The sequence below is a fragment of the Bacillota bacterium genome, from assembly GCA_040757085.1.
Taxonomy (GTDB): Bacteria; Bacillota; Sulfobacillia; order JACIYH01; family JACIYH01; genus JACIYH01.
Genome location: JBFLXJ010000023.1, coordinates 36988 through 60114 on the forward strand (window position 1 = coordinate 36988; position 23127 = coordinate 60114).

The 23127-nt window shown below is 66.5% G+C and carries 20 protein-coding genes; 17 read left to right on the top strand and 3 right to left on the bottom strand.

Features of this window, described 5'->3' with window-relative positions; translation table 11 throughout:
• Positions 1-171: 171 nt before the first annotated feature.
• The 3 genes from AB1446_07830 (at position 172) to AB1446_07840 (ending at position 2951) form a co-directional block, all read left to right on the top strand.
• Complete coding sequence (locus AB1446_07830) at positions 172-1500, top strand: M23 family metallopeptidase (protein MEW6546807.1); 1329 nt, start codon at positions 172-174, stop codon at positions 1498-1500.
• 132 nt (positions 1501-1632) lie between these two features.
• Positions 1633-2472 (top strand): phosphosulfolactate synthase, encoded by an 840-nt coding sequence (locus AB1446_07835; protein ID MEW6546808.1) that lies wholly within the window; start codon positions 1633-1635, stop codon positions 2470-2472.
• An 11-nt stretch (positions 2473-2483) separates the two neighbouring features.
• Positions 2484-2951 (top strand): DUF441 family protein, encoded by a 468-nt coding sequence (locus AB1446_07840; protein ID MEW6546809.1) that lies wholly within the window; start codon positions 2484-2486, stop codon positions 2949-2951.
• On the opposite strand, the gene AB1446_07845 is transcribed toward AB1446_07840, so the two are convergent.
• Positions 2865-4232 carry an MFS transporter gene (locus AB1446_07845; protein ID MEW6546810.1) on the bottom strand — a complete coding sequence of 456 codons (1368 nt, stop codon included), beginning with the start codon at positions 4230-4232 and terminating at the stop codon, positions 2865-2867. The two genes, AB1446_07840 and AB1446_07845, sit on opposite strands and share 87 nt — an antisense overlap.
• 75 nt (positions 4233-4307) lie before the next feature.
• Positions 4308-4577 (bottom strand): DUF2619 domain-containing protein, encoded by a 270-nt coding sequence (locus tag AB1446_07850; GenBank protein MEW6546811.1) that lies wholly within the window; start codon positions 4575-4577, stop codon positions 4308-4310.
• 258 nt (positions 4578-4835) lie between these two features.
• Here AB1446_07850 and AB1446_07855 point away from each other — a divergent pair, with 258 nt between their 5' ends.
• The 7 genes from AB1446_07855 to AB1446_07885 all read left to right on the top strand — a co-directional run bounded on the left by AB1446_07855 (position 4836) and on the right by AB1446_07885 (position 13166).
• A complete protein-coding gene (locus tag AB1446_07855; GenBank protein ID MEW6546812.1) occupies positions 4836-5747 on the top strand; it encodes a hypothetical protein in 912 nt (303 codons plus the stop codon).
• Positions 5722-6405, top strand: coding sequence for a response regulator (locus AB1446_07860; protein MEW6546813.1), 684 nt, complete (start codon positions 5722-5724; stop codon positions 6403-6405). Before AB1446_07855 ends, AB1446_07860 begins: the two co-directional genes overlap by 26 nt.
• 139 nt (positions 6406-6544) lie before the next feature.
• Entirely contained in the window at positions 6545-8353 is a 1809-nt protein-coding gene (locus tag AB1446_07865) for an ATP-binding protein (GenBank protein ID MEW6546814.1), read from the top strand.
• Positions 8343-9701, top strand: a complete 1359-nt coding sequence (locus AB1446_07870) for a hypothetical protein (protein ID MEW6546815.1) — start codon at positions 8343-8345, stop codon at positions 9699-9701. Before AB1446_07865 ends, AB1446_07870 begins: the two co-directional genes overlap by 11 nt.
• A gap of 3 nt (positions 9702-9704) precedes the next feature.
• On the top strand, positions 9705-10685 hold the full coding sequence (locus AB1446_07875) for a hypothetical protein (protein ID MEW6546816.1): 981 nt from the start codon (positions 9705-9707) through the stop codon (positions 10683-10685).
• Between the two features lie 12 nt (positions 10686-10697).
• Positions 10698-11954: a UDP-N-acetylglucosamine 1-carboxyvinyltransferase gene (locus AB1446_07880; GenBank protein ID MEW6546817.1), complete on the top strand. Its 1257-nt coding sequence runs from the start codon at positions 10698-10700 to the stop codon at positions 11952-11954.
• Positions 11955-12059: 105 nt separating this feature from the next.
• Positions 12060-13166 (top strand): trypsin-like peptidase domain-containing protein, encoded by a 1107-nt coding sequence (locus AB1446_07885; GenBank protein MEW6546818.1) that lies wholly within the window; start codon positions 12060-12062, stop codon positions 13164-13166.
• A gap of 26 nt (positions 13167-13192) precedes the next feature.
• On the opposite strand, the gene AB1446_07890 is transcribed toward AB1446_07885, so the two are convergent.
• Entirely contained in the window at positions 13193-15367 is a 2175-nt protein-coding gene (locus tag AB1446_07890) for a PBP1A family penicillin-binding protein (GenBank protein MEW6546819.1), read from the bottom strand.
• Positions 15368-15431: 64 nt separating this feature from the next.
• Here AB1446_07890 and speE point away from each other — a divergent pair, with 64 nt between their 5' ends.
• The 7 genes from speE (at position 15432) to AB1446_07925 (ending at position 23114) form a co-directional block, all read left to right on the top strand.
• Positions 15432-16301, top strand: coding sequence for a polyamine aminopropyltransferase (gene speE, locus AB1446_07895; GenBank protein MEW6546820.1), 870 nt, complete (start codon positions 15432-15434; stop codon positions 16299-16301).
• A 39-nt stretch (positions 16302-16340) separates the two neighbouring features.
• Complete coding sequence (gene ablA / locus AB1446_07900) at positions 16341-17774, top strand: lysine 2,3-aminomutase (GenBank protein ID MEW6546821.1); 1434 nt, start codon at positions 16341-16343, stop codon at positions 17772-17774.
• Positions 17749-18186, top strand: a complete 438-nt coding sequence (gene rpoE, locus AB1446_07905) for a DNA-directed RNA polymerase subunit delta (protein MEW6546822.1) — start codon at positions 17749-17751, stop codon at positions 18184-18186. Before ablA ends, rpoE begins: the two co-directional genes overlap by 26 nt.
• Before the next feature lie 61 nt (positions 18187-18247).
• A complete protein-coding gene (locus AB1446_07910) occupies positions 18248-19888 on the top strand; it encodes a CTP synthase (GenBank protein MEW6546823.1) in 1641 nt (546 codons plus the stop codon).
• Between the two features lie 20 nt (positions 19889-19908).
• Entirely contained in the window at positions 19909-20901 is a 993-nt protein-coding gene (gene sppA / locus AB1446_07915) for a signal peptide peptidase SppA (protein ID MEW6546824.1), read from the top strand.
• Positions 20902-20917: 16 nt separating this feature from the next.
• Positions 20918-21661, top strand: a complete 744-nt coding sequence (locus AB1446_07920; protein ID MEW6546825.1) for a Yip1 family protein — start codon at positions 20918-20920, stop codon at positions 21659-21661.
• A gap of 43 nt (positions 21662-21704) precedes the next feature.
• The gene (locus AB1446_07925; protein MEW6546826.1) at positions 21705-23114 is read left to right on the top strand and encodes an oxaloacetate decarboxylase subunit alpha; all 1410 of its coding nucleotides are present in this window, start codon (positions 21705-21707) and stop codon (positions 23112-23114) included.
• Positions 23115-23127: the final 13 nt, after the last annotated feature.

Below are 23127 nucleotides of genomic sequence, written 5' to 3' on the forward strand. Positions count from 1 at the left end.
AGGGCCGGAGGCCATGGGAGCGGCTTTTGCGTGAATGCATAAGGTGGTAAGGGAGGAAAACTAGCTCGAGTGTAGAAGAATATGGCGCCAAAGCCCGGCCTGGAGGGGGTGATAACGCTGGTTAGCCCGGAGGGCCCCGCCTCTCGCCGGCGGTGGGTCGGGGCCGTGACGATGTTTCTGGGCATCGGTATTCTGGTCGCAGCGATATGGGCGCTGCCGGGCTACATAGCGCGTGCCTACCAGGTGACGGTAGATGGTCAGCCGGTAGGTGCGGTCCGTTCGCCCGGAGTGGTGGATGAGGTCGTGGCATCGCTGTTGGGCGAGGCCCGCGCCAGTTCTGGGGTGGAAGTGTCTCTTGCCTCTTCGGTGGATGTGCAGAGGGTGAGGAAACCCCAGGGGCCCCTTCTTGAACAGGAGCAGCTCAGGTCGGCCCTCGAGGGCAAGCTCAGGTTTTCCGCTGAGGCCTGGTCCGTCAGGGTGAACGGCACCAGCGTGGTGGCCCTACCCAGAGAAGAGGATGCCCGCCGCGTAATCGAGGAAATCAAGGCTGCGTACTGCCGTCCCGCCACAGGGACAGTCCTGGTGGACGTGCGTTTCCTCCAGGGGGTGGAAGTGGTCCGGGAAGCCGTTGACCTCTCCCGGCTCAGGTCGCCCGAAGAAGCCAAGCGGATCCTCATGCGGGGGACGGATAAGCTGGTCACCTATACCGTCAAGCGGGGAGATTCCCTCTGGCGCATCGCTCAGCAGCACGGGCTTACCGTGGAGGATCTCCGCCGGGCGAACCCCGGCATTGCCCGGAGCGACCTCCTGCAGATAGGCCAGGAACTCACCGTGGTAAAGGCCGAGCCGTACGTGACGGTGGCCACCGTGGAGAGGCTGGTGCAGGAAGTAGCCATCCCCTGCCCGGTAGAAGTGAAGTTCAGTCAGGATCGCTGGCCGTGGGAAGAGGTCGTGGAGAAGCCGGGTAAGAACGGCAGAAAGCAGATCGTCTACGAAATCTACCGCCAGGCGGGGGTAGAGGTGGAACGCCGGGTGGTGGAAGAGGTTATCCTGGAGGAGCCGGTCACGCGGGTGATCGTGCGGGGCTCCCGGGAGGTTCCAGCCCTGGGTACGGGTAAGTTCTACTGGCCCGTCGAGGGCGGCGGTCACATCACCTCCGGTTTCGGATGGCGCCGCCGCGACTGGCACCCGGCCATAGACATTGCTGCCCCGGAGGGCACCCCGGTCAGGGCGGCCGACAGCGGTGTGGTCACATACGTCGGCTGGCAGGGCGGTTACGGTCGCCTGATCATCATTGACCACGGGCAGGGCGTGACTACCCGGTACGGGCATCTGTCCCGGGTGAGCGTGCGTCCGGGAGACCAGGTAGAGAGGGGGCAGGTGATAGGGGCGGTCGGTGAAACCGGCAGGGCTACCGGGCCCCATCTGCACTTCGAGGTCAGGGTTGGCGGCGAAGCCCGCAATCCGCTCCAGTATTATCCCAGTTCCGCCTCCAGGTAGCCCACCGGCCCAGCCGGTCATGCTCGTGGGTCAGAAGAATACCCGGGCTCTCCCGAGGGAGAGCCCGTTTCCGTGTCCCCGCATATTATGGCAACGGTGAGGCGCCTCCCACAAAGAAAGGGAGGGATAGCGATGCCTGCCATGCCGTCGGAAGGGGCATGGGATGACGTTATCACCAGGCCGCTCAAGGGCAGGGTGGGGAAACCCCGGCAGGTGGGCCTCACCATGGTCCTGGACAAGGGCCTGGGCATTGCAGAGACCCGCGATCTGCTGGAAATGGCGGCCCCGTACCTGGACATCTACAAGTTGACCTTCGGTACACCGGCATTTTACCCGGGCGACCGCCTGCGCGAGAAAATAGCCCTCATCCGGGCCTACGGCGTGGACGTATGCCCCGGGGGGACCCTGCTGGAGATTGCGGTCCTGCAGGGCGCGGCGGAGGCGTTTCTGGAGCGCACCGCCGAGCTGAAGTTCTCGTGCGTGGAGGTTTCCGACGGGACCATCAGCATGGCCCCGTCCCTGCGGACGTGGTGCATCCGGAAGGCACTGGCGCTGGGGTTCAAGGTGATCACCGAGGTGGGCAAGAAGGACCCCGCCCACCGCATGAACCCCCAGGACATGAGGGAGGTAGCGCAGCACGACCTGGCCGAGGGCGCCTGGAAAGTGATCGTGGAGGCGCGCGAGTCGGGCAAGGGAGTGGGCATCTACGACTCCTCGGGGTCGGTGAAGCCGGGGGAGCTTGAGGCGCTGGTGGAAGGTATGAATGAGGAGGATCTCATCTGGGAGGCTCCCCTCAAGGACCAGCAGGTGGCTCTCATCCGGCGTTTCGGACCCAATGTCAATCTGGGGAATGTCCCCCCGCATGACGTAATCGCCCTGGAGGCGCTGCGGGCTGGCATGCGAGCGGATACGCTCCGTGACCTGGTTCTGGCAAACGGAGGGAAACTCATAGCGGTCCCCGACGCTCCATAGCCTGAACAGGGGTGGGCGCGGTCGCGGAGGCCCTCATCGTAGGCGGGATCCTTATCGTGGCGTGGCTGGGCAAGAACCACCTGGTGGTGTGGGCATGCCTGGCCCTTCTTGCCCTAATGGCGACCGGCTGGACGCAGCACCTGCATAGCCTGGAGGAACCCACCCTGAAGGCGGGCCTGACTCTCCTCACCCTCTCCATCCTCATCCCGTTTGTCAGGCGGGTAAAGGACGTGGCCGGGCTGTGGGAGTCCCTGGCCAGCCCTCTGGGCTTCTTCGCTGCCCTGACCGGGGCAGTGGCTGCCTACCTGGCGGGCAAGGGCGTGCCGGCCCTGCGGGCCCACCCGGAAATGGCCATCGGGCTCATCGTGGGTTCCGTGCTGGGAGCTACCCTTCTACGCGGGGTTCCCACCGGTCCCCTGATCGCTGCCGGCGTTACCGGCATCCTGCTGGAGCTGTGGAGCCGGATTCTGCGGGGCTGATCCTGCCGGCCGGGGTGTGGCTGACCCGGCCGCCGCTGACTCTGCCGGTTGAGGCGCGGTTGTCCTTGTATCGGCCTTGCCTTTGAGTTGAGCCGGCAGGATCCTCCCGGTGTCCAGCAGCACGGCCACGGCGGCCGCCACCGCCAGGGCCAGGGCCGCTACTACCCAGAACACCGGACCGAGCCCCACCCGCTCTGCCAAACCGAAGGCGGGCGGGCCCATGGCTACCGCCCAGAACCGGGCGGTGCCGTACACCGCGGTAACGAGTCCCCGCTCCTGTTCCGGCACCGAACTGGTGAACAGCAGATTGAGGGATGGCAGCACCAGGCCAGTACCTGCTCCGATGGCACTCATCACGGCTAGCCAGGGGCGGTGGGCAACCGCCAGGGGAGCCCAGGCGAGGGAACCGGCCACCAGGGCCAATCCTACCAGGAGCACCGGTTTGGCAATGCGGGTCAGGATCTTCTGGAGCATGATGCCGGTGGCGTAGGACAGAGTGGCCATCACGGTGACGGGTACCGCCAGGATCAGACCCTTGCTGAACCCCTTGACACCGAACCGGGCCTCCAGGAGGTCGGAGTAGGTAGCCAGGGCGCCGAACAGGACGAAGAGCACTGCCATGCCGGCTGCCAGGCCGCTGAGCAGGCTTACCCCCTTGTCTCGGAAGGTCTGGGCGAGGACGCGGGAGTAGTGGGAGAGAGGCGGGGCGGACCGGCGGCGAGGTGGTTCCCGCACCAGGAACCACACGGCGGCCGCGGCCGGGAGGGCAAGAAACCCGTAGGCAAAAAAGACGGCGAACCAGCTGAGCAGGCCCAGGGCCGCCCCGGCAACAGGCGATACCACCTTCCCCAGGCCGTTGGCCGACTCCAGGATGCCTAGCGAGCGCGCCCGCCGGCGGCTTTGCTCGGCATCCCCCACCAGGGCCATGGCGAGCTGGTAGGTACCGCCCGCCCCCAGGCCCTGGATGCCCCGGCCCAGCAGCATGAGGGAGAAAGGCCGTGGCGTCACGACGGCTGCCAGCCCGCAAATCAGACCTCCCACGCCGTAGGTCACCAGGGCGGGGGCGATGACCTTCTTGCGGCCCACCCGGTCAGAGAGGAATCCGGTGAAGGGGATGGTGATGCCGGCCACCAGGGAAAAGGCCGTGATGAGGAGACCGACGCCGGAGTCACTACGCCCCACCGCCCGCTGGATGGCGGGTAGCACCGGGATGAGCATGGAATTACCCAGAACCATGATGAACGGCACCAGCGAAAGCGCCGCGAGCTCGAGGGGTCTCAATGCCTGCCTCCCGGGGCCCGTGGAGGCCCCCGCATCAGGTTCCCCCGCCTCTGCCACGCCCTATGCGTGCCCGGCCTAGCTTCGCGTACCCAGGATGATGAGAATGACCCCCGCGACGACCAGCAATATCCTGGGTCCCGGTAGTTCGCGCGCGAGGCCCGCCAGGCCCAGGCAACTCACGGTGACGAAGATCAGAGGTCCAACCAGCCCGAGAATGGCATTGAGGCGGAGTGCCTCTGCCGGCGTTCGGAAGTGAAACACCATGAGCATGGCCGCGCAAAACTCCAGACTCGCGGACAGCAAGCGGACCAGAGCCATACCCGCCACAGCGTGGTGCAGAAACATGCGCCCACCCCCGGTTACCGGACTTTTAAGCGGTTGTAACATGCCTGAAACATTGAGGGCGTACTATACAGCCAGCAGGCGAGCCTCCAGTGCGCCGCTGTGTTGACCCCCTCTTCATATATCCTGGGTGATACGCACGTATCACCCGCTTTCTTTTTGACGTCGGCCCTGTGCTGATGTGGCGGTCGGAGCAGGGTCACGCCGCTCGCGGCATCTCAGGTGGCAAGAAGAGTTGAATAGAGGTAGAATATTTGTGTCATGCCGGCTATTACTTGGGGGGCGCCGGCTCGTCCCCGCTGCAACAACCGGATACTGAAGGGCGTTGCCGCACTGCTGTTGTGCCTGCTGGCGACCTGCATCATCCGCGATCTGGCTCCAGATTTGGGCCGGGCCGTGCTCGGTCTCCGGGCGTGGTACGGGGTGCGGGAGCTGCCCGGCGAGCCACTCCAGGCAGGGCATTTTCATGTCTGGGTGATGTTGTCTTCCCGTGGGAAAGACGATCCCATGCGGCGGGGAGCCGGCGGGGGAGGAATCCCGTCAGGAACGGCAGTACGGCTAGACCAGCAGGTGGTAGAACAACTTGAGCGCGCGTACGCGAGGGTGACCGCCGATCTGGGCGTGCAGCCCCGGGGCCCGGTACCGGTAGTGCTGCATCCCGATCTGGTTTCCCTGGAAGAATATGCTGGTGGCGCGGCGGCCAGGGCATCTTCAGGGGTATACTCTGGGGGCATCATTCACCTGCTGTACCGCGGAGATCTGTCCGGGCCGCTGGCCCACGAACTCACTCATTACCTGCTGGGCCTGGTGGCACCCGACCGGGTCCCCCGCTGGTTTCAGGAAGGGCTGGCGCAACTGGAGGAATGGCGACTGACGGGGGACGTGCTGTACGATCCGGATCGTGCTCCGCTCCTGCCCTGGCCGCGGCTGGAGCGGGAGTTCCCGCGCCTGCCGGACGACACGGCTTACGGGGCCTCGATTTCGGCGGTATCTTTCCTGTACCATGAGGGGGGAGACCAGGCCTTGCGCCTGCTGATTTCCGAACTGGCCGCGGGGACCTCGTTCCCCGACGCAGTACGGCTGGCCTGGGGACGGAGCCTGGCCGACTTGGAGCAGGAGTGGATGGCGAGAGGCGAGGGGGTAGCAGGTGGCGCAGAAGGTCCTGATCGTTGAAGATGAAAAGCCCATCGCTGAGCTGGTGCGCTTCAACCTCGAGAAAGAAGGTTTCCAGGTGGAAACTTGCTTTGACGGGCAGGAAGCGCTGCGGCGTGTCCAGGCCGATCCTCCCCACCTGGTGATCCTGGACCTCATGCTGCCGGGGCTGGACGGACTCGCGGTGTGCCGGGAGATACGCAAGAATTCCCAGGTGCCCATTCTCATGCTAACGGCGCGGGCCGACGAGGTTGACCGGGTGGTGGGGCTGGAACTGGGGGCCGACGACTACGTCACCAAGCCCTTCAGCCCCAGGGAACTGGTGGCGCGGGTGAGGGCCATCCTGAGACGGGCCGCTGCTCCTCGAGCGGAGGGTACCCCCATCCGGGCCGCGGACCTCGTCATCGATCCCGGCACGTACGAGGTGACAAAGGCCGGCCGACGCATCCCCCTGAGCGTCAAGGAGTTCGAGCTGCTGCGCATCCTGGCCTCGCGGCCGGGTCAGATCCTGACCAGACAGGTGTTGCTGGACGAGGTGTGGGGATACCAGTACTTCGGCGACGCCCGCACGGTGGACGTGACCGTGCGGCGCCTGCGGGAGAAGATCGAGGATGATCCGGCGAACCCCCAGTACATCCTCACCAAGCGGGGGGCAGGATACTATTTCCGCAAAGACTGACGGGTTCTCCACAAAGAACGGTCGACCCCGGACGGCGGCCGTTGCACCCGAAACGAACGGTGCACGCGCGGGGACCGGTGCGCCTTCCGCGGAGAGCGGCGCAGGCGGACGCGGGAGGTTCCGGCTGCGCTGGGAACGCATGGTCCAGAGCCTGCAGTGGCGGCTGGTGCTCATCTACCTCCTGCTGCTGCTGCTGGCCGTCGAGGTTACCGGCGGATACCTGCTTCAGGCCCTGGAGCATTATTACCTGCGCGGATTTGTCTCTGCCGTGGACGCCCAGGGTCAGTTGGTGGCGAGCTTCCTGGAACGCTACCTCGTGCCAGAGCCTGACCGTGATTATGTGCAGCGCCTGGTGAACCAGTTCGCCGTGCAATCCGGGAACGAGATCGCCGTGCTGGGAGCGGGGGGAGAACTTGTCGCTTACGGTTCCGGTGGCGCGGTGGGCGGCCAGCCCCACATCCTGCAGGCCCAGGTGGCGCGGGCGCTGGCCGGGGGACGGGCGGAGGCGGTCCGCCTGAATCCCGTTACCGAGCAGAGGCAGCTTCACCTGGCCCGGCCCATCCGGTCGGGGGACCGGGTGCTGGGGGCCGTCTACATCGCGTCCTCGCTGGAGAGCACGTACCGCGTGCTGGGGGATATCCGCCGGCTATTGCTGGTGGGAACGTCCCTGGCCCTGGCCGTCACTGCCGGGCTGGGGTATCTTCTCTCTCTCAGCATCACCCGGCCCATCAGGGAGGTCACGTCCAAGGCGGGGCGGATGGCATCCGGGGACTTCTCGCAACGCATATCCGTCCTATCCAATGACGAGATCGGACAACTGGGCTCCATGTTCAACTTCCTCACCTCGCGCCTGGCGCAGACACTTGAGGAGATCAGGGCGGAGAAGGCCAAGCTCGAGGCGGTGCTCACCTACATGGCGGAGGGGCTGCTGGCCCTCGACCCTGAGGGACGGGTGGTGCTCATGAACCCGGCCTGCGCCAGGCTGTTGGGGCTGGCCGCCCCGGTGGTGGACTGTCCCGTGGACGAACTGTTGCCCGGCCTGTTGCCCGACGGGTACTCCGCCGCAGAGGGGAGCGCCCGGGGCGGTGGTGCCGCAGCAAAGGGCGGGAGCGGAGAGGTGCCGGCCGAGCGGACCATCAGGCGGGACGGTCGCGTCCTGCACGCGTACTTCGCGCCCCTGCGCCTGGAGGGAGGGGACCGGGGGCTGGTGGTGGTGATGCGCGACGTCACCGAGGAGACCAGGCTTCAGGAGATGCGGCGGGATTTCGTGGCCAACGTCTCCCACGAGCTGCGCACGCCCCTGGCCACCGTGAAGGGCTACGTGGAAACGCTACTCGACGGGGCCATGGACGACCGGGAGGTGTGTGAGCGTTTCCTGCATACGGTGGCTGCCGAGACAGAGAGGATGACCCACCTGGTGCAGGACCTGCTGCTGCTGTCCCAACTGGAGCACGGGCAGGCCTCCTGGCACATGGAGCCCGTCGACATGCGCGATCCCGCCGAGCAGGCCCTGGAGAGGTTGCGCCCGGCAGCCGAGCGCAAGGGGTTGAAACTTACCCTTGACGCCCCCGACGATTTGCCCATGGTGGTGGGGGACGAGGTAAGGTTGACGCAGGTGTTCTCAAACCTGCTCTCCAATGCCGTTGAGTTTACGCCGCCTGGGGGCAGGGTCACTGTGTCCCTGCATGTGGAGGCGCGGCGGCTCGTGTGTGCCGTGGAAGACACGGGCGTGGGCATCCCGGCCGAGGACCTACCGCGGGTTTTCGAGCGTTTTTACCGGGTGGACAAGGGTCGCTCCCGGGAACTGGGTGGAACCGGACTGGGCCTCTCTATTGCCCAGGAAATAGTGCAGGCCCACGGCGGAGATATCTGGATTACCAGCACCGTGGGGCAGGGTACCCGGGTCACCTTCTGGGTTCCCCTGGGGGATGATGCCAGTGGGCGATAACAGGCGCTGGGAGAAGGTAAAAGGTGGCGTCCTGGTCCTGCTGGTCGTCCTCAGCCTGGTCCTTTCCTTCGGCGTGTGGTGGAGCGCTGCTGGTCCTCTCACCGGAGAGGAACTGTGGAGGCAGGAGCCACCCTCGGTACCACCGCCCCCCGAGTGGTCCCAGGTGGTCAAGCCCACCCGCCTTTTCGTCCACCTGGGGGGAGATCGCCACGCCCTGTTCCTGCCCGGTTCGGGCGGGTACCAGGACCTCTGGGAGGGGGGCTGTGTGCGCGCGGGGCTCCTGGCCCAACTGGGGCCGCCTGCGCAGGAGCCGTTGCGGGACGCGGACGCGCGGGCGCTGGAAGATGGTGCCTTCTTCGAAGTGCGGTTTGGCGCCCCCCTGCCAGGGAGTGTAGTCGCGCGGGCCTACGGTCTGCGCGGTGGCAGTGAGGATCCGGTAGAGGGGTTTGTGGTCAGCCCCCAGCGTTGGCCTTACGTGGCCGTGCGACGCCAGGGCCGGGTCTACCCGCTGGAAGGGGGGGCTGATCGGGACTATCGCACGCTGGCCCAGCTTCTCTCCGGCCTGGCAGCGCCCGAGGTCCTGGCGAAGCAAGGTGGTATCCCCCTGGTGGCCCCCGCCCTGCCGGAAGGGTGGGAAGCCGGCCCCGGCCTGTGGGTACCCAAACTGGGTGCCGTGCCCCGGCTGGCAGCCGGCTTCGTTCCCCCGCCGGGTTACGGGCACACCCTGGTGAGCGAATTCTTCGCCGACCCCACCGTGGTGCGCCGCATCGAGGAGCGGGATGGCGCCACCATCTTCACCGATGGCCGGTCGGGCCTGAGGGTTTACCCCTCGGGGGCGCTCGAGTACAACACCCCGCGCGCGACGGCGGCGCGCGGGAGTATTGAGCCCGATTCTGCTTTCTCCGTGGCCCTCTCCTTCGTTACCGCCCACGGCGGGGTCCCGGAGGGGATGGTCCTGTGGGGATGCTGGTCCGTCCGGCCGGAAGGGGAACGGGCGTGGAGACTGGGTATGGGCCTGCTGGCGAACGGCCTGGTGGCAGTGGCGCCCGGGGGAGCGGTGAGCCTGGCGGTGGGAGAGCACGGGCTGTACGAGTACCGGGCTGCTGCCTGGATCCCCTGGGAAAAGGCGACCGGTTCTCACCGCATCATGCCCGCCCAGGAGGCTCTGGCCCGGCTGGCCGCCCGGCATCCCGACCGAACACGGGTGGCGGATGTATACCTGGCGTACGTGGGCCATCCCGCGGCGGGCGGCGAACTGCGCCCCGCCTGGATCGTCCGCACGGACGAGGAGTCCTGGGCCGTGGACGGTGTCACCGGCCAGGTGCAATCCCTGGGAGGAAGGTGGTAGAAATTGGACTGGCCGCGGGCCAAGAATATCTTGATCATCGCCTTCCTCGGAGTTAATCTTTTGCTTGGCTACCGCCTGTGGGCGGGGCCGGCAACGCCAAATGCCTCCCTCTACAGGGTGACCGCCCGGGAAGTGCGGGAGGTGACGGCTCAGTTGCGGGAACGGGGCGTCGTTCTCGCAGCGGAGATCCCCCGGCGGGCCCGTCCCCTGCCCCTGCTCACCGTGAGTAACCCCCAACCGGATCCCGCTGCCCTGGCTGCCCGGTTCCTGGGAGCGGGCGCAAAGGTGGTTGCCCAGGGTGAGGTCTGGGTGGGGCGGAAGGGCCAGGAGGCCGTGGTGATATATCCGGGGGGAGAGGTGTTTTACCGCCGGCTGCCAGCGTCCTCGGCGGGTGCCGCGCCCGGGTCTCTGGCCCCGGCTGGAGCGGCAGCCGGGTCGCCCGCTGCAACTGGCGGGGGAGAGCCGGATGCGACCCGGGCGGTGCAGCTGGCGCGTGAGTTCTGGGCCCAGCGTGGTGGGCTGCCTGCCGGTGGGGAGCTGGACTACCGCACCCCCGTCGGGGGGGGACGGTACCTGGTGGTGTTCACCTGCAAGACCGCAGGCCACCGCTTCTTCGGCAGCCGTGCCATGGCCCTGGTCGGTCCGCACGGGGTGGAGGAAGCGTATGCCGCCTGGCCGGTCCCGGAGAAGCCCTCCGGTAGCGCCCGACCCATCCTGCCCGCCACCGAGGCGCTGGTGCGGGCGGTCCCCTTCCTGGTGAAGAAGGGGGCAGTGGTGGTGCAGGTGGAAGCGGGGTTCTACAGCCCCGTGTATGACGCCCGCGAGTGGGAGGCGGTCCCGGTGTGGCGGGTGCGGCTTGGCTCGGGCACGGTGCTCTACGTGAACGCCTACACCGGCGAACTGGAAGGCCTGGATCAGCCTTATCCTCGCCAGGGGCAGGAGATGTTCGGACCCCTGCAGAAGCAAACAAGCCAGGCAAGGTGAGGATGGTGCATATTGTCTAAACTCAGGGTGGTGGGGGGGCGTCCCCTCCACGGCACAATCAGAGCGTCGGGATCCAAGAATGCGACGGTGGCGGCTATTCCCGCCGCGCTGCTGGCGCGGGGCCCCAGCCGCCTTGAGAACGTCCCTGCTATAGGCGACGTGCATGTGTTCATCAACATCCTGCGGGAGTTGGGGGCCGACATATCCTGGCGGGGGCCGGGCATGCTGGAGATAAATCCCAACGGGTTCCAGTGCTGGAAGGCCCCCTACGACCTGGTGAAGAGGCTGCGGGCCTCCTACTACTTGCTGGGGGTGCTGCTGGCCAGGTTCGGACAGGCCGAGGTCGCCCTTCCCGGGGGATGCGACATCGGTGTTCGCCCCATTGACCTGCACATTAAGGGTTTCAGGGCCCTGGGGGCAGAGGTGAGCCTGGAGTACGGGGTGGTCAAGGCGCGCGCCGAGCGCCTGCGGGGCGCCACCATCTACCTGGATGACGCCAGCGTGGGGGCCACCATCAACATCATGCTGGCGGCGTGCGTGGCCGAGGGCACCACGGTTATCGAGAACGCAGCCCGCGAACCCCACGTGGCCGACGTGGCGAACTACCTCAACGCCATGGGGGCCCGCATCCACGGTGCCGGTACCGAATTCATTCGCATCCAGGGCGTCCCTTACCTGGTGGGTGGCGAGCACGCCATCATCCCAGACGAGATCGAAGTGGGCACCTACATGATGGCTGCGGTCGCCACCGGGGGCGAAGTTTGCATAGAGAACGCCATCGCCAAGCACCTGGAGGCGGTGGCGGCCAAATTGAGGGAGACGGGCGCGGAGGTGGAAACCAACGGCGACTGGATTCGGGTGAGGGGCCCTCGCAGGCCCCGGGCTGCCAACGTGCGCACCCTGCGCTACCCCGGATTCCCCACTGACCTGCAGCAGCCCTACGTATCCGTAGCGGCACTGGCTGAGGGAGTGAGCGTGATCCACGAGACCATATACGAGAACCGTTTCACCTTCGTGAGCGAACTTCTGCGCATGGGGGCCAGGATCAAGGTGGAAGGCCGCACGGCCATCGTGGAGGGTGTGGAGCGGCTGCTGGGGGCGCCGGTGCGGGCCCGCAACGATCTGCGGGGTGGAGCTGCCCTGGTGGTGGCAGCCCTGGCTGCCGAGGGGGAATCGGAGATCGACGACCTGCAGTACATCGAACGCGGCTACGAGCGCCTGGACGAAAAGCTGCGCGCGCTGGGCGCTCAGGTGACGCGCGTGCCTTAATCGGGGGTGGGTGCCCCGCCCGCGGTGTTCCCTGCCCCCGGGCAGGGGGTGTGCGGGCGGCCCCGGAGGGATTCAATCAGGCCACCCGGTTCTGGAGGTGGAAGTGTGAGCTACTTCTATGGTCCGCTGGAACCAAAGAGACGCATATTCTCGGTCCGATTCCTGGCCGTCGTGGTACTGGTAGCCTGTGTCCTGGGGGCCCTCGGTTTCGGAGTCCTGGCCCCTGATGCCTGGGTTGCATCGGTGCGCGGTATCCGCAGGCCCCAGCCGGTGACCGTGGCTCCGGTCCACGCCTCTCCCGTTTTGCCGGGGGCAGAGTGGCCGGTGGTGGCCGTGGCCGAGAGAGTGGGCCCCTCGGTCGTGGGCATCGAGGCGACGGTGTACTACTGGGGTTGGTCCCGCGAGACCAAGGGAGGCTCGGGCGTCATCCTGACCCAGGACGGGTACATCGTCACCAACCATCACGTGATAGAGGGAGCCCGCGAGGTCACGGTCATCCTGCCCGACAAGCGCCGGGTTCCCGCCCGCGTGGTGGGTTCCGATGGCCTCTACGACCTGGCCGTGCTGAAGGTGGACGTGGTCGGCCTCAAGCCGGCTGCGTTCGGCGATTCCGACGCCCTCAAGGTGGGGGAGCTGGCGGTGGCCATTGGGAACCCGGTGGGTCCGGCCTTTGAGCGCACGGTGACCGCCGGCATCATCAGCGGGTTGAACCGGGCTGTACAGATCGAGGAGAGGGACTACATCCTCGAGCTGATCCAGACCGATGCCGCGATCAACCCCGGCAACAGCGGTGGCCCCCTGTGCAACTCCCGGGGTGAGGTAATCGGCATAAACACCATCAAGGTCATCGTACCCAACGTGGAGGGCATGGGACTGGCCATCCCGTCCAAGATGGTGCTGCGGGTGGTCAACGAGCTCATGCAGTACGGCCGAGTGATCCGGCCTCGTCTGGGGGTGGGCCTGTACGATCCGCGCGCGCTGAACATCCCGAAGGGGGTTCCCGTGCAGGAGGTCGATCCCCGTGGCCCGGCGGCAGCGGCCGGCATCAGGGCAGGGGACATCATCCTCGCCCTGGGCGGGCGCGAGGTGAACTCCCTGGCCGAGTTCCGCACCGCCCTGTACGAGCACCGTCCCGGCGACAAGCTGCAGGTGGTGGTCCAGCGCGGCAACCGGCGCCTTGAGTTCACCGTCACCCTCGCAGAAGCCCCGTAACCGCGTGCCGCAGCCGCTGATTTGCGTCAGTTGCCGGTGGTTTCTTTGTCTGCCTCGGGGCTGGCTTCGGGCTCGGCACCGGGGTTGGCTTCGGGTTGTCCCGTTCCCGCTGAGCCATCCCGGTTGCCCCCCTGGGTGTGCGCGGGAGGTGGCGGAGGAGGCGGGGGGCGGTTGGCCAGGTAGCCGGGGGAGTCTTCCCACCCCCATTCGGGCGGGCTCCCCGACCACCACGCCGGGGAGACCGCGCTGGGCTCCGTGCCGGCAATGAACACCTCGGTCACCACGGGGGAAGAGGGGTTGGGGAGCAGACCGTCCACGGCGGAGACCTGTACCCAGGTGATTCCCTGGGGCACCGGGAATTCCCGCGGGGGAACGTTGTGTAACGCAGAACTCATGAAGGTTCCCCACACCGGGGCGGCGATGCCGCCTCCGGTGGACCACAGCGAGGTGGTGCCATCGTCGTACCCCACCCACACGGCCGCCAGCAGGTCGGGGGTGTAGCCCACGAACCAGGCGTCACGTAGCTCGTCGGTGGTCCCGGTTTTGCCGGCGGCCGGCCTGTTGATGACGGGACCGAGGCGGGCGGCAGTGCCGCCCGGTGAAAATACGCTGCGCAAAAGGTCGGTGACGATGTAGGCCACCCGCTCGTCCAGCACCTTTTCGCGGGGCGGTGGTGTCCGGCCGGGGTTGACCAGGACGCGGCCGCGGGAATCCTCCACCCGCAGGATGCAGGTGGGGGTGACCCGGTAGCCGCCGTTGGCCAGGGCACAGTACGCCGCGGCCAGTTCCAGCGGGGATACGGGGGAGGCTCCCAGGGCCAGGGGGCCAACTGCTTCCAGGGGGCTCTGGATACCCATGAGTTTGGCGTAGCGTACCAGGCGGGATGGTCCCAGGGCCATGCACCACCGGGATGCCACCACGTTATCCGAAATCTTCAGGGCCTCCCTCATCATGAGGGGGCGGTAATGGTAGGGTTCGTGGTTTTCCGAGGTGTAGTCGGTGGGGATCCAGGGGCGAGCGGGAGTGGGTCCCGGATACACTACTGGCTCACACACCTGCTGTTCCACCACGGTGTGACCGCTGTCGACCAGGGCCGCGTACAGAAAGGGCTTGAACGCCGACCCCGGCTGCCGGCGCACCGGCGGTGCGGCCCGGTTGAGCTGAGTCACTGAGAAGTCCTTACCGCCCACCATGGCCCGTATGTACCCCGTCAAGGGCTCCATGGCCACGAGAGCTGCCTGGGGCTGGGGGACACCGTTGGGGTCGCGCCCCCGCTCGGGTACCAGCTGGGCGATGGTCTTCTCCGCCGCCCGCTGCATGTCCAGGTCCAGGGTGGTGTAGATGCGGTATCCCGCCCGGTAGATGTCCCCCGTGAGGTCGGGGTAACGTTTCCCCAGTTCGGACAGCACGTAGGTGGCGAAGTATCCCGCTTCCCCGGGCGGACGCAATCCGGCCAGGCGGATGGCAGTCGATTTGGCCTGCTGGGCCTGCAGGGGCGTGATCATGCCCGCCTGCACCATGCGGTCAAGCACCAGATTCCGCCTGCGCAGGGCCGCCTCGGGGTCCCGGTAGGGGGAGTAAATCTCGGGGGCCCGGATCAGCCCGGCCAGAAGCGCCGCTTCGGGGAGATCCACCTGGGAAACGTCGTGCCCAAAGTAGGTCTGGGCAGCCACCTCTACCCCGTAGGCCCCGTGACCGAAGTAGATGCTATTGAGGTACATCTCCAGGATGCGGGCCTTGCTGAACAGGATCTCCAGCCTGAGGGTTACAAGGGCTTCGTACGCCTTGCGCACCAGGGTACGCTCGGTACGCCCGGTGAGGTTCTTGGCCAGTTGCTGGGTGATGGTGCTACCGCCTTCCACGATGCGCCCGGCCAGCAGGTTGCGCCAGGCGGCCCGGGCGATGGCTGCCGGGTTGATGCCCGGGTGGCGGTAGAAGTGCTCGTCCTCTATGGCCAGCACCGCCTGCTGCAGGTGGCGCGGCACGCGCGACAGGGGGACTTCCACCCGCTTTTGCACGTAAAGGTGGACGGCGGGACGTCCATGGTGGTCGTAGATCACGCTCGCTTCCGGGACCTGGATTTGCGGAAGGGGAACGGCAAGCGCCGCCCCCAGCACCAGCAGCGCCAGTGCGGCCAGCAGGCCCAGGATGACCTTGCCGCTTCTGCCCGGCCTCTTTTTCCTTTCCCGCCGGCTCTGCACGGATTCCCTCCCATTGAGTATCCCCCTCGAGCGGCCTGTGCTATAATGCACGGTGTAAATGGGGGTGAGACTGAAATTGCGCTTCCGCTTTGAGGAGGAGCATGCTCCGGGGTTGTGGCTGGCATATCGCCTGGGATCGGTGCTTCGGCAGGAAAGGACGGCTTACCAGGAGCTTGCCGTGGTGGAAACCGAGGCCTTCGGACGCACCCTCATCCTGGACGGGGCAGTGCAGACTAGCGAGCGAGACGAGTTTTTCTACCATGAAATGATCACCCACGTACCCATGTTCACGCACCCCTACCCCCGCCGGGTGCTTGTGGTGGGCGGGGGAGATGGGGGCGTGGTACGGGAAGTGTTGAAGCATCCCACCGTGGAGAAAGTAGATCTGGTGGAAATCGACGCCCGGGTGCTGGATAGTGCCCGGGAATTCCTGCCTTTTCTGGCGGACAGCCTGGAGGACCCGCGCGTGAACGTGGTGGTGGAGGACGGGGTGAAATTCGTGGCGGCGTGCGAGGCCGCTTACGACGTTGCCATCGTGGACTCCACCGATCCCGTGGGGCCGGCGGTGGGGCTGTTCCGGCCCGAGTTTTACGCTTCCCTTGCCCGGGTGCTGGAGCCGGGCGGGATATTCACCTGCCAGGTGGAGTCACCCTTCTTCCGGCCCGACGTGCTGGTGAAGGCGCGCCAGGTGATCGGCCAGTACTTCCCCGTCACCCGCATATACTGGGGTCCGGTGCCTACCTATCCCGCCGGCTGGTGGGGATATGCGTCCGGGTCCCACGGACCCGACCCCGCCCGTCTGCCGGATGAGCACCGGCTGGACGGGATTGTGACCCGTTACTATACACGTGAGACGCACAGGGCTGCTTTTGCCCTGCCCCGCTACCTGCAGGAAATGCTCGCCCGCCAGGCTGCACCCTCCGGGGGCGGTTAGCCAGGCACGGCCCGGGGCGCCTCCCAGGGAGGCCCCAAAATGAGAAATTACCGGGAGATCCCGCTTTACCGGGACGTCACTCCCGAGCAGTGGAACGACTGGCGGTGGCAGTTGGCCCACCGCATTACCAGGGTGGATCAACTCAAGCAGGTCATCAACCTGATTCCCGAGGAGGAAGAGGGCATCCGGGCCAGCCTCCTGACCCTGCGCATGGCAATCACCCCCTACTACGCCACCCTGATTGACCCCGACGATCCCACCTGCCCGGTCAGGCGGCAGGCGGTGCCCAGCAGCCGGGAACTGGAGCGGTCGCCGGGGGAGATGGACGACCCTCTTCACGAGGACCTGGACTCGCCGGTGCCCGGTCTCACCCACCGTTATCCGGACCGGGTATTGTTCCTGCTCACCGATCAGTGCTTCAACTACTGCCGGCACTGCACCCGCAAGCGCCTGGTGGGAGTGCGCGACAAGCCCGCTCCCCGCGAACGGGTCGAGAGGGCACTGGACTACATCCGGGCCACTCCCCAGGTCAGCGATGTGCTGCTGTCGGGGGGCGATCCCCTCACCATGGCCGACGGGCGGCTGGAGTGGGTGCTGGGGGAACTGCGTCGCATCCCCCACGTGGAGGTGATCCGGATCGGGACGCGGGCGCCAGTGGTGGTACCCATGCGCATCACCCCCCACCTGTGCCGGACGCTGGCCCGCTACCATCCCCTGTGGGTTAACACCCACTTCAACCACCCCCGGGAACTGACCCCGGCAGCCCGGCAGGCTGTGGGGATGCTGGTCGATCACGGCATCCCGGTGGGGAACCAGACCGTGCTCCTGCGGGGGATCAACGACTGCCCGGTGGTGATGCGCGACCTCATGCGGGGGCTGGTGCGGGCCCGGGTGCGACCTTACTACATCTACCAGTGCGACCTCACCTGGGGTCTGGGGCACTTCCGCACCAGTGTCCGCAAGGGTCTGGAGATCATGGAAATGCTCCGAGGTCACCTGTCCGGGTTCGCAGTGCCCACCTACGTGGTGGATGCGCCGGGCGGGGGTGGGAAAATCCCCCTCTCGCCCCAGTACCTGCTGGGCATGACGGAGGATCGCGTCATTCTGCGCAATTTCGAAGGTGTCATCTGTGCCTACCGGGAGCCCTCTCCGTCACCCGATGCCACCCGCACCGCATGTCCGCTCTGCGGCGGGCGCTGCGGGCAACTGGGGGAAGGGTTGGGCAGGCTCATGTACGGGGGACAGGTGGCCATGGAGCCGGCCGAACTCGAGCGGGCCCGCCGCCGGCAATCATGGGCCCACCCGGGGGGGCCAGGCTCCCGGGCGGAGGCCACGCCGCCGGGATCGCAGGCGCTGGCTGAGTCAGCAGGCACGGGGCTGGCCGCCTTTGGAGTTGATCACGGGGAGGTTTTTGCTAAAATAGCGGAGGATGAGCGGAAGGGGAGAGATGGGTACGAAGATGGCGACTGGTGAGGGGGTACGCAAGGCTCCTCCTTCGACGGTGGAGATAGCCTGCGAAGCGTTACGGGAGCGCAACCGCCCCATGCACTTCCGGGAACTGTGCGACGAGATCGTGCGCCGCCGGCAGGAGGCCGGGTACGACACCCTTCACGTGGCCCGCATCTATACCGACCTCAACCTGGACCACCGTCTGATTTACCTGGGGGAGGGGAACTGGGGCCTGCGTGAGTGGCAGCGCCAGCGCATCAGCCGGTCCCTGGCCAGCCAGGTCCTGCGGCCCGTACGTAAAGAACCCCCGTGGCGCGAGGAAATCGAACAGACGGAGGAGCCCGAGGGCGTCGGTCCGGGGGAGGAGGAAGAGGAAGAGGAGGACGAGGAAGACGTAGATACGTCCTGGGACGCTCAGGAGGAAGAAGGGGCCTAGACCAGCCAGCCGGGCGTCCCTTCTCTTTTACAGTGCCGCACCGGGATACGGGGGGCTGAAAATGGCCAAATTCGTGTTCGTGACGGGCGGGGTAGTCTCCGGGCTGGGCAAAGGGATCACCGCCGCCTCCTTGGGGCGTTTGCTGGCCGCGCGGGGACTGCGGGTGACCGCGCTCAAGTTCGACCCCTACATCAACGTGGATGCTGGTACCATGAGCCCGCTCCAGCACGGGGAAGTATTTGTCACCGACGACGGGGCCGAGACCGACCTGGACCTCGGCCATTACGAGCGGTTCATGGATGTGTCCTTGGGTCGTCTGAACAACGTCACCACGGGCCAGATTTACAGCGCCGTCATCGGGCAGGAGCGCAAGGGCGACTTTCTGGGTGGCACCGTGCAGGTGATCCCCCACGTCACCAACGAGATCAAAGAGAGGCTGCACCGGGTGGCGGAAGTGAGCGGTGCCGACGTGGTCATCTCCGAAATCGGGGGTACGGTCGGTGACATCGAGGGCCTGCCTTACCTGGAGGCCATCCGCCAGTTCAAGAGCGACGTGGGGCGCCAGGACGTGATGTACATCCACGTCACCCTGGTCCCGTTCGTGCCGGCGGCGGGGGAACTCAAGACCAAGCCCACCCAGCACAGCGTGAAGGAACTACGCTCCATAGGTATTTCTCCGGATGTGATCGTGTGCCGGACGGACCGACCTCTTTCCCGCGACCTCAAGGAAAAGATCGCCCTGTTCTGCGACGTGCCCGTGGAGGCGGTCATCCAGAACGTGGACGTGGACTCCATCTATGCCGTTCCCCTCATCCTGGAAGAAGAGGGGCTGGGCAGGATAGCCACCACCGTGTTGGGCTTGAACTGCGGAGAACCGGACCTCTCCGAGTGGCGGAACCTGGTGGAGCGGTTGAGAAACCCCTCTCGCCGGGTGACAGTGGCGCTGGTGGGCAAGTACGTGGCGCTGCACGACGCCTACCTGAGTGTGGCCGAGGCCCTCTGCCACGCCGGGATAGCCCACGACGCCAGCGTGGACATAAAGTGGGTGGATTCCGAGCAACTCGAGCACGAGGCTCCCACTGCGGTGCTGGGGGACGTGCACGGTATCCTTGTCCCCGGAGGATTCGGCTCGCGCGGGATCGAAGGGAAGATCAGCGCTGCCCGGTACGCACGCGAATTCCGTATCCCCTATTTCGGTTTGTGCCTGGGGCTGCAGTGCGCGGTGATCGAGTTCGCCCGCAATGTGCTGGGCCTGGAGGGGGCCAACTCCACCGAGTTCGAACCCGATACCCCCTATCCCGTGATCGACTTCATGCCGGAACAGAAGAAGGTGGTGGCCAAGGGCGGCACCATGAGGCTGGGAGTGTATCCCTGCCGCCTGACCCCGGGTTCCCTGGCCCGGGCCGCATACGACGCGGAGGTGGTAATGGAGCGGCATCGGCACCGGTTCGAGGTGAACAACGCCTACCGTGATCGCCTCACTGCCGCCGGCCTGCGCCCCTCGGGGGTGTGGCCGGAGGGGGATCTGGTGGAGATCATGGAACTGGAGAATCACCCCTGGTTCGTGGGCACCCAGTTCCACCCCGAGTTCAAGTCCCGGCCCAACCGGCCTCATCCGCTGTTCCGCGACTTCCTGGGGGCGGTCATCGGGTACCAGGAGAGCGGTCCTCTGCTCTGGCTGAGCCGCACCGCCCACCGCTGACCGCGAGGAGGTGAGAACGCATGAGCCGGAAGAGCAAAGTGGTAGCAGTGGTACTGGCCCTGGTGGTGGTAGTTTCCATCGTGGCCGTGGCCCGCATCTCTGCCCCCGCGGGGCAGGCGCTGGCGGGACGGGGTGGGAAGGCCGTGGGTCTCATCTTCCTGGAGGGAGTCATCACCACGGGGTCATCCGGCAGCGGGCTGCTGGGTACCGTACTCGGCTCTGACTCGGTACTGGCCGAACTGCGCCGGGCCCGGGAAGATCCTGCCACCCGGGCGGTGGTCCTGCGCATTAACAGCCCGGGTGGCAGTGCCGCCGGATCCCAGGAGATCGCCCGGGAAGTTGCCCGCCTGCGGGAAGCGGGCAAGGTGGTGGTGGCCTCCATGGGCGACGTGGCTGCCTCGGGAGCGTACTGGGTTGCCTCGGCTGCCCAGCACATCGTGGCCAATCCCGGGACCATCACCGGTAGCATCGGGGTGATCCTCGAGGTTCAGAACCTGGAGGGGCTTTACGGTAAGCTGGGCATCAGGTACGAGACCATAAAGAGCGGCCCTCACAAGGACATGGGGTCTTCGAGCCGACCGCTGGATCCCCAGGAGCGCCAGATCCTGCAGGGCATGGTGGACGATATTTTCCAGCAGTTCGTGGATGCGGTGGTTCAGGGGCGCGCAGGGAAGCTGACCCGCGACCAGGTGCTGGAACTCGCCGACGGCCGCATCTTCACCGGACGGCAGGCGCTGGAGAAGGGGCTGGTGGATGAACTGGGCAACCTGCGCGATTCCATCCAGAAAGCGGCGGACCTGGCGGGAATAGGAGAGTCGTACGAGGTGAAGACGTACCGGGAGATTCATCCACTGCTTAAGTTGCTCGCAGACCTGGGGCTGTGGTTCGGCGGCTCGTTGCCGGGCGGGCTGCTGACGGGTGCATCGGATGCCGCCATCCCCGGGCTGCTCCAGCGGCTGGAGTGGGCCTGGTGGGCAGCCCGGCAGGTGCTGAGTCTCCCGGCCGGCCGCTAATCGGGGAGGTGTAGACTTGGAGGACCACAGGCGAGAAGGGTCTGTCACACCGCCGCAGCCGGACGCTACCCCGTCCGAGTCGCCGGGGCCCGCGCCCGAGGCTGGCGGCTCTGGTGCGCCCGCGCCGCCGCTGGGTGTGCTGGAGCTGATGTACGGGGCCCTCTTCAGCCCGGTTTCCACTTTCCGTCAGGTGGTGGCTCGTCCTCACCTGGGCCGGGCCGTTCTGGTGCTGGTGGTGGTGGCGGTGGTAGGTGCCACCGTGGGTGCCATCACGGGGAGCCGGGAAGCGGGCGCAGGCTTGGCCCAGGCGGGCATCCCCGTATCCGGGGTGTCCTTCGGTCCGCTAGCATTCCTCTTCGGCCTGGTGGGGCCGTTCTTGTTCTGGTACCTGCAGACGGCCGTGTTCTACCTGACCGGAGTCCTCCTGGGAGGCAGGGGAGAGGTGGTGCCCCTGCTGGCCGCCCTGGCCGTCGCCGGCATGCCCCAGGTGTTTTCTGCGCCGGCGGCGTTGCTCAGTGCCGCGGTGCATCAGGGCCTGGGCATCTGGTTGTCTCTGGCCATCGGTATCTGGACCATCGTCCTGGACGTGCTGGCCGTCCGGGAAGGGCTGCACTTCTCCACGGGGCGGGCCATCGCCACGCTGTGCGTGCCCCTGGCGGTTCTGGTAGTGCTGATCGTGGCAGGTGCCATCGCTTTTGTTGTCGCCCTCTTGCCCCTGTTTGAGCAATTCGTTCCCGGAACCATGCCACCTCTCCCCTGACCTCGCTGGCGTTGCCGGCACACAACGGAGGTTCATAACGATCATGTCCACGACGCGAGCGGTACGCATCACCGATACCACCCTGCGCGATGGCCACCAGTCCCTGCTGGCCACGCGCCTGCGTCTGGAAGACATGCTCCCCATCATCGAGAAGATGGACCGGGTGGGTTTTCACTCCTTCGAGGTGTGGGGGGGAGCGACCTTCGACTCCTGCCTGAGGTTCCTGGGTGAGGATCCCTGGGAGCGCCTGCGCGCCTTGCGGCGGGCCTTCAAGAACTCCCGCCTGCAGATGTTGCTGCGAGGGCAGAACCTGGTGGGCTACCGCCACTACCCCGACGACGTGGTGGAGGCGTTCGTGCGCAGGGCGGTGTCCAACGGTCTGGACATCGTGCGGATCTTCGATGCCCTGAACGACACCCGCAACATGAGGAAGGCCATCGAGGTGACAAAGGAAGCGGGGGCGCACGTGCAGGCCACCGTGGTCTATACCACCAGCCCCATCCACACGGTAGACCACTTCGTGGAGGTGGCGCGGGAACTGGCGGGCATGGGCGCCGATTCCATCTGCCTGAAGGACATGGCCGGCATCCTCGACCCTTACACTGCCTTCACCCTGGTCAGCCGCTTGAAGGCGGAGGTGGGCCTGCCCGTCCAGGTGCACACCCACTATACCAGCGGGATGGCCTCCATGGCCCTGCTCAAGGCGGTGGAGGCCGGAGCCGACGTGATCGACACTGCCATCTCGTCCCTGGCCCTGGGGACGTCCCAGCCTGCCTGCGAGACCATGGTGGCCGCCCTGAAGGGTACGCCGTACGACACCGGGCTTGACCTGGGGCTTCTTAGCGAGATTGCGGAATACTTCCGGGAGGTGCGCAAGAAGTACGCCGAGTTCGACGTGGCGCCTCCGGGGGTTGATACCAACGTGCTGCGTTACCAGATCCCGGGCGGCATGATATCCAACTTCATCTCCCAGCTCTCTCAGCAGAAGGCCCTCCACCGGCTGGGTGAGGTTCTGGACGAAGTCCCGCGCGTAAGGGAGGACCTGGGGTACCCGCCCCTGGTGACGCCGTCCAGCCAGATCGTGGGTGCCCAGGCGGTACTCAACGTCCTGGCCGGGGAGCGCTACAAGATGGTGACAAACGAAGTGCGGGCCTACCTGCGCGGCCTCTACGGACGGCCGCCCGGACCTGTGAACGAAGAGGTAAGGCGTAAGATAATAGGGGACGAGCGGGTGGTGGAGGGACGTCCCGCCGACGAGCTGGAGCCGGGTCTCCCGGAGGCGCGCAAGCTGGCCGCCCCCTACATGGAGCAGGAAGAGGACGTGATCTCGGTGGCCCTGTTCCCGCAGGTGGCGGTGAAGTTTCTGCAGGAACGCCTGGCCCGCCGCACCGGGGTGGACTACTCCCTGGTGGAGGAAGCGCACAAGAATGGCCCTCCCCACTACCCCGCCTGAGGAGCGCGCATTT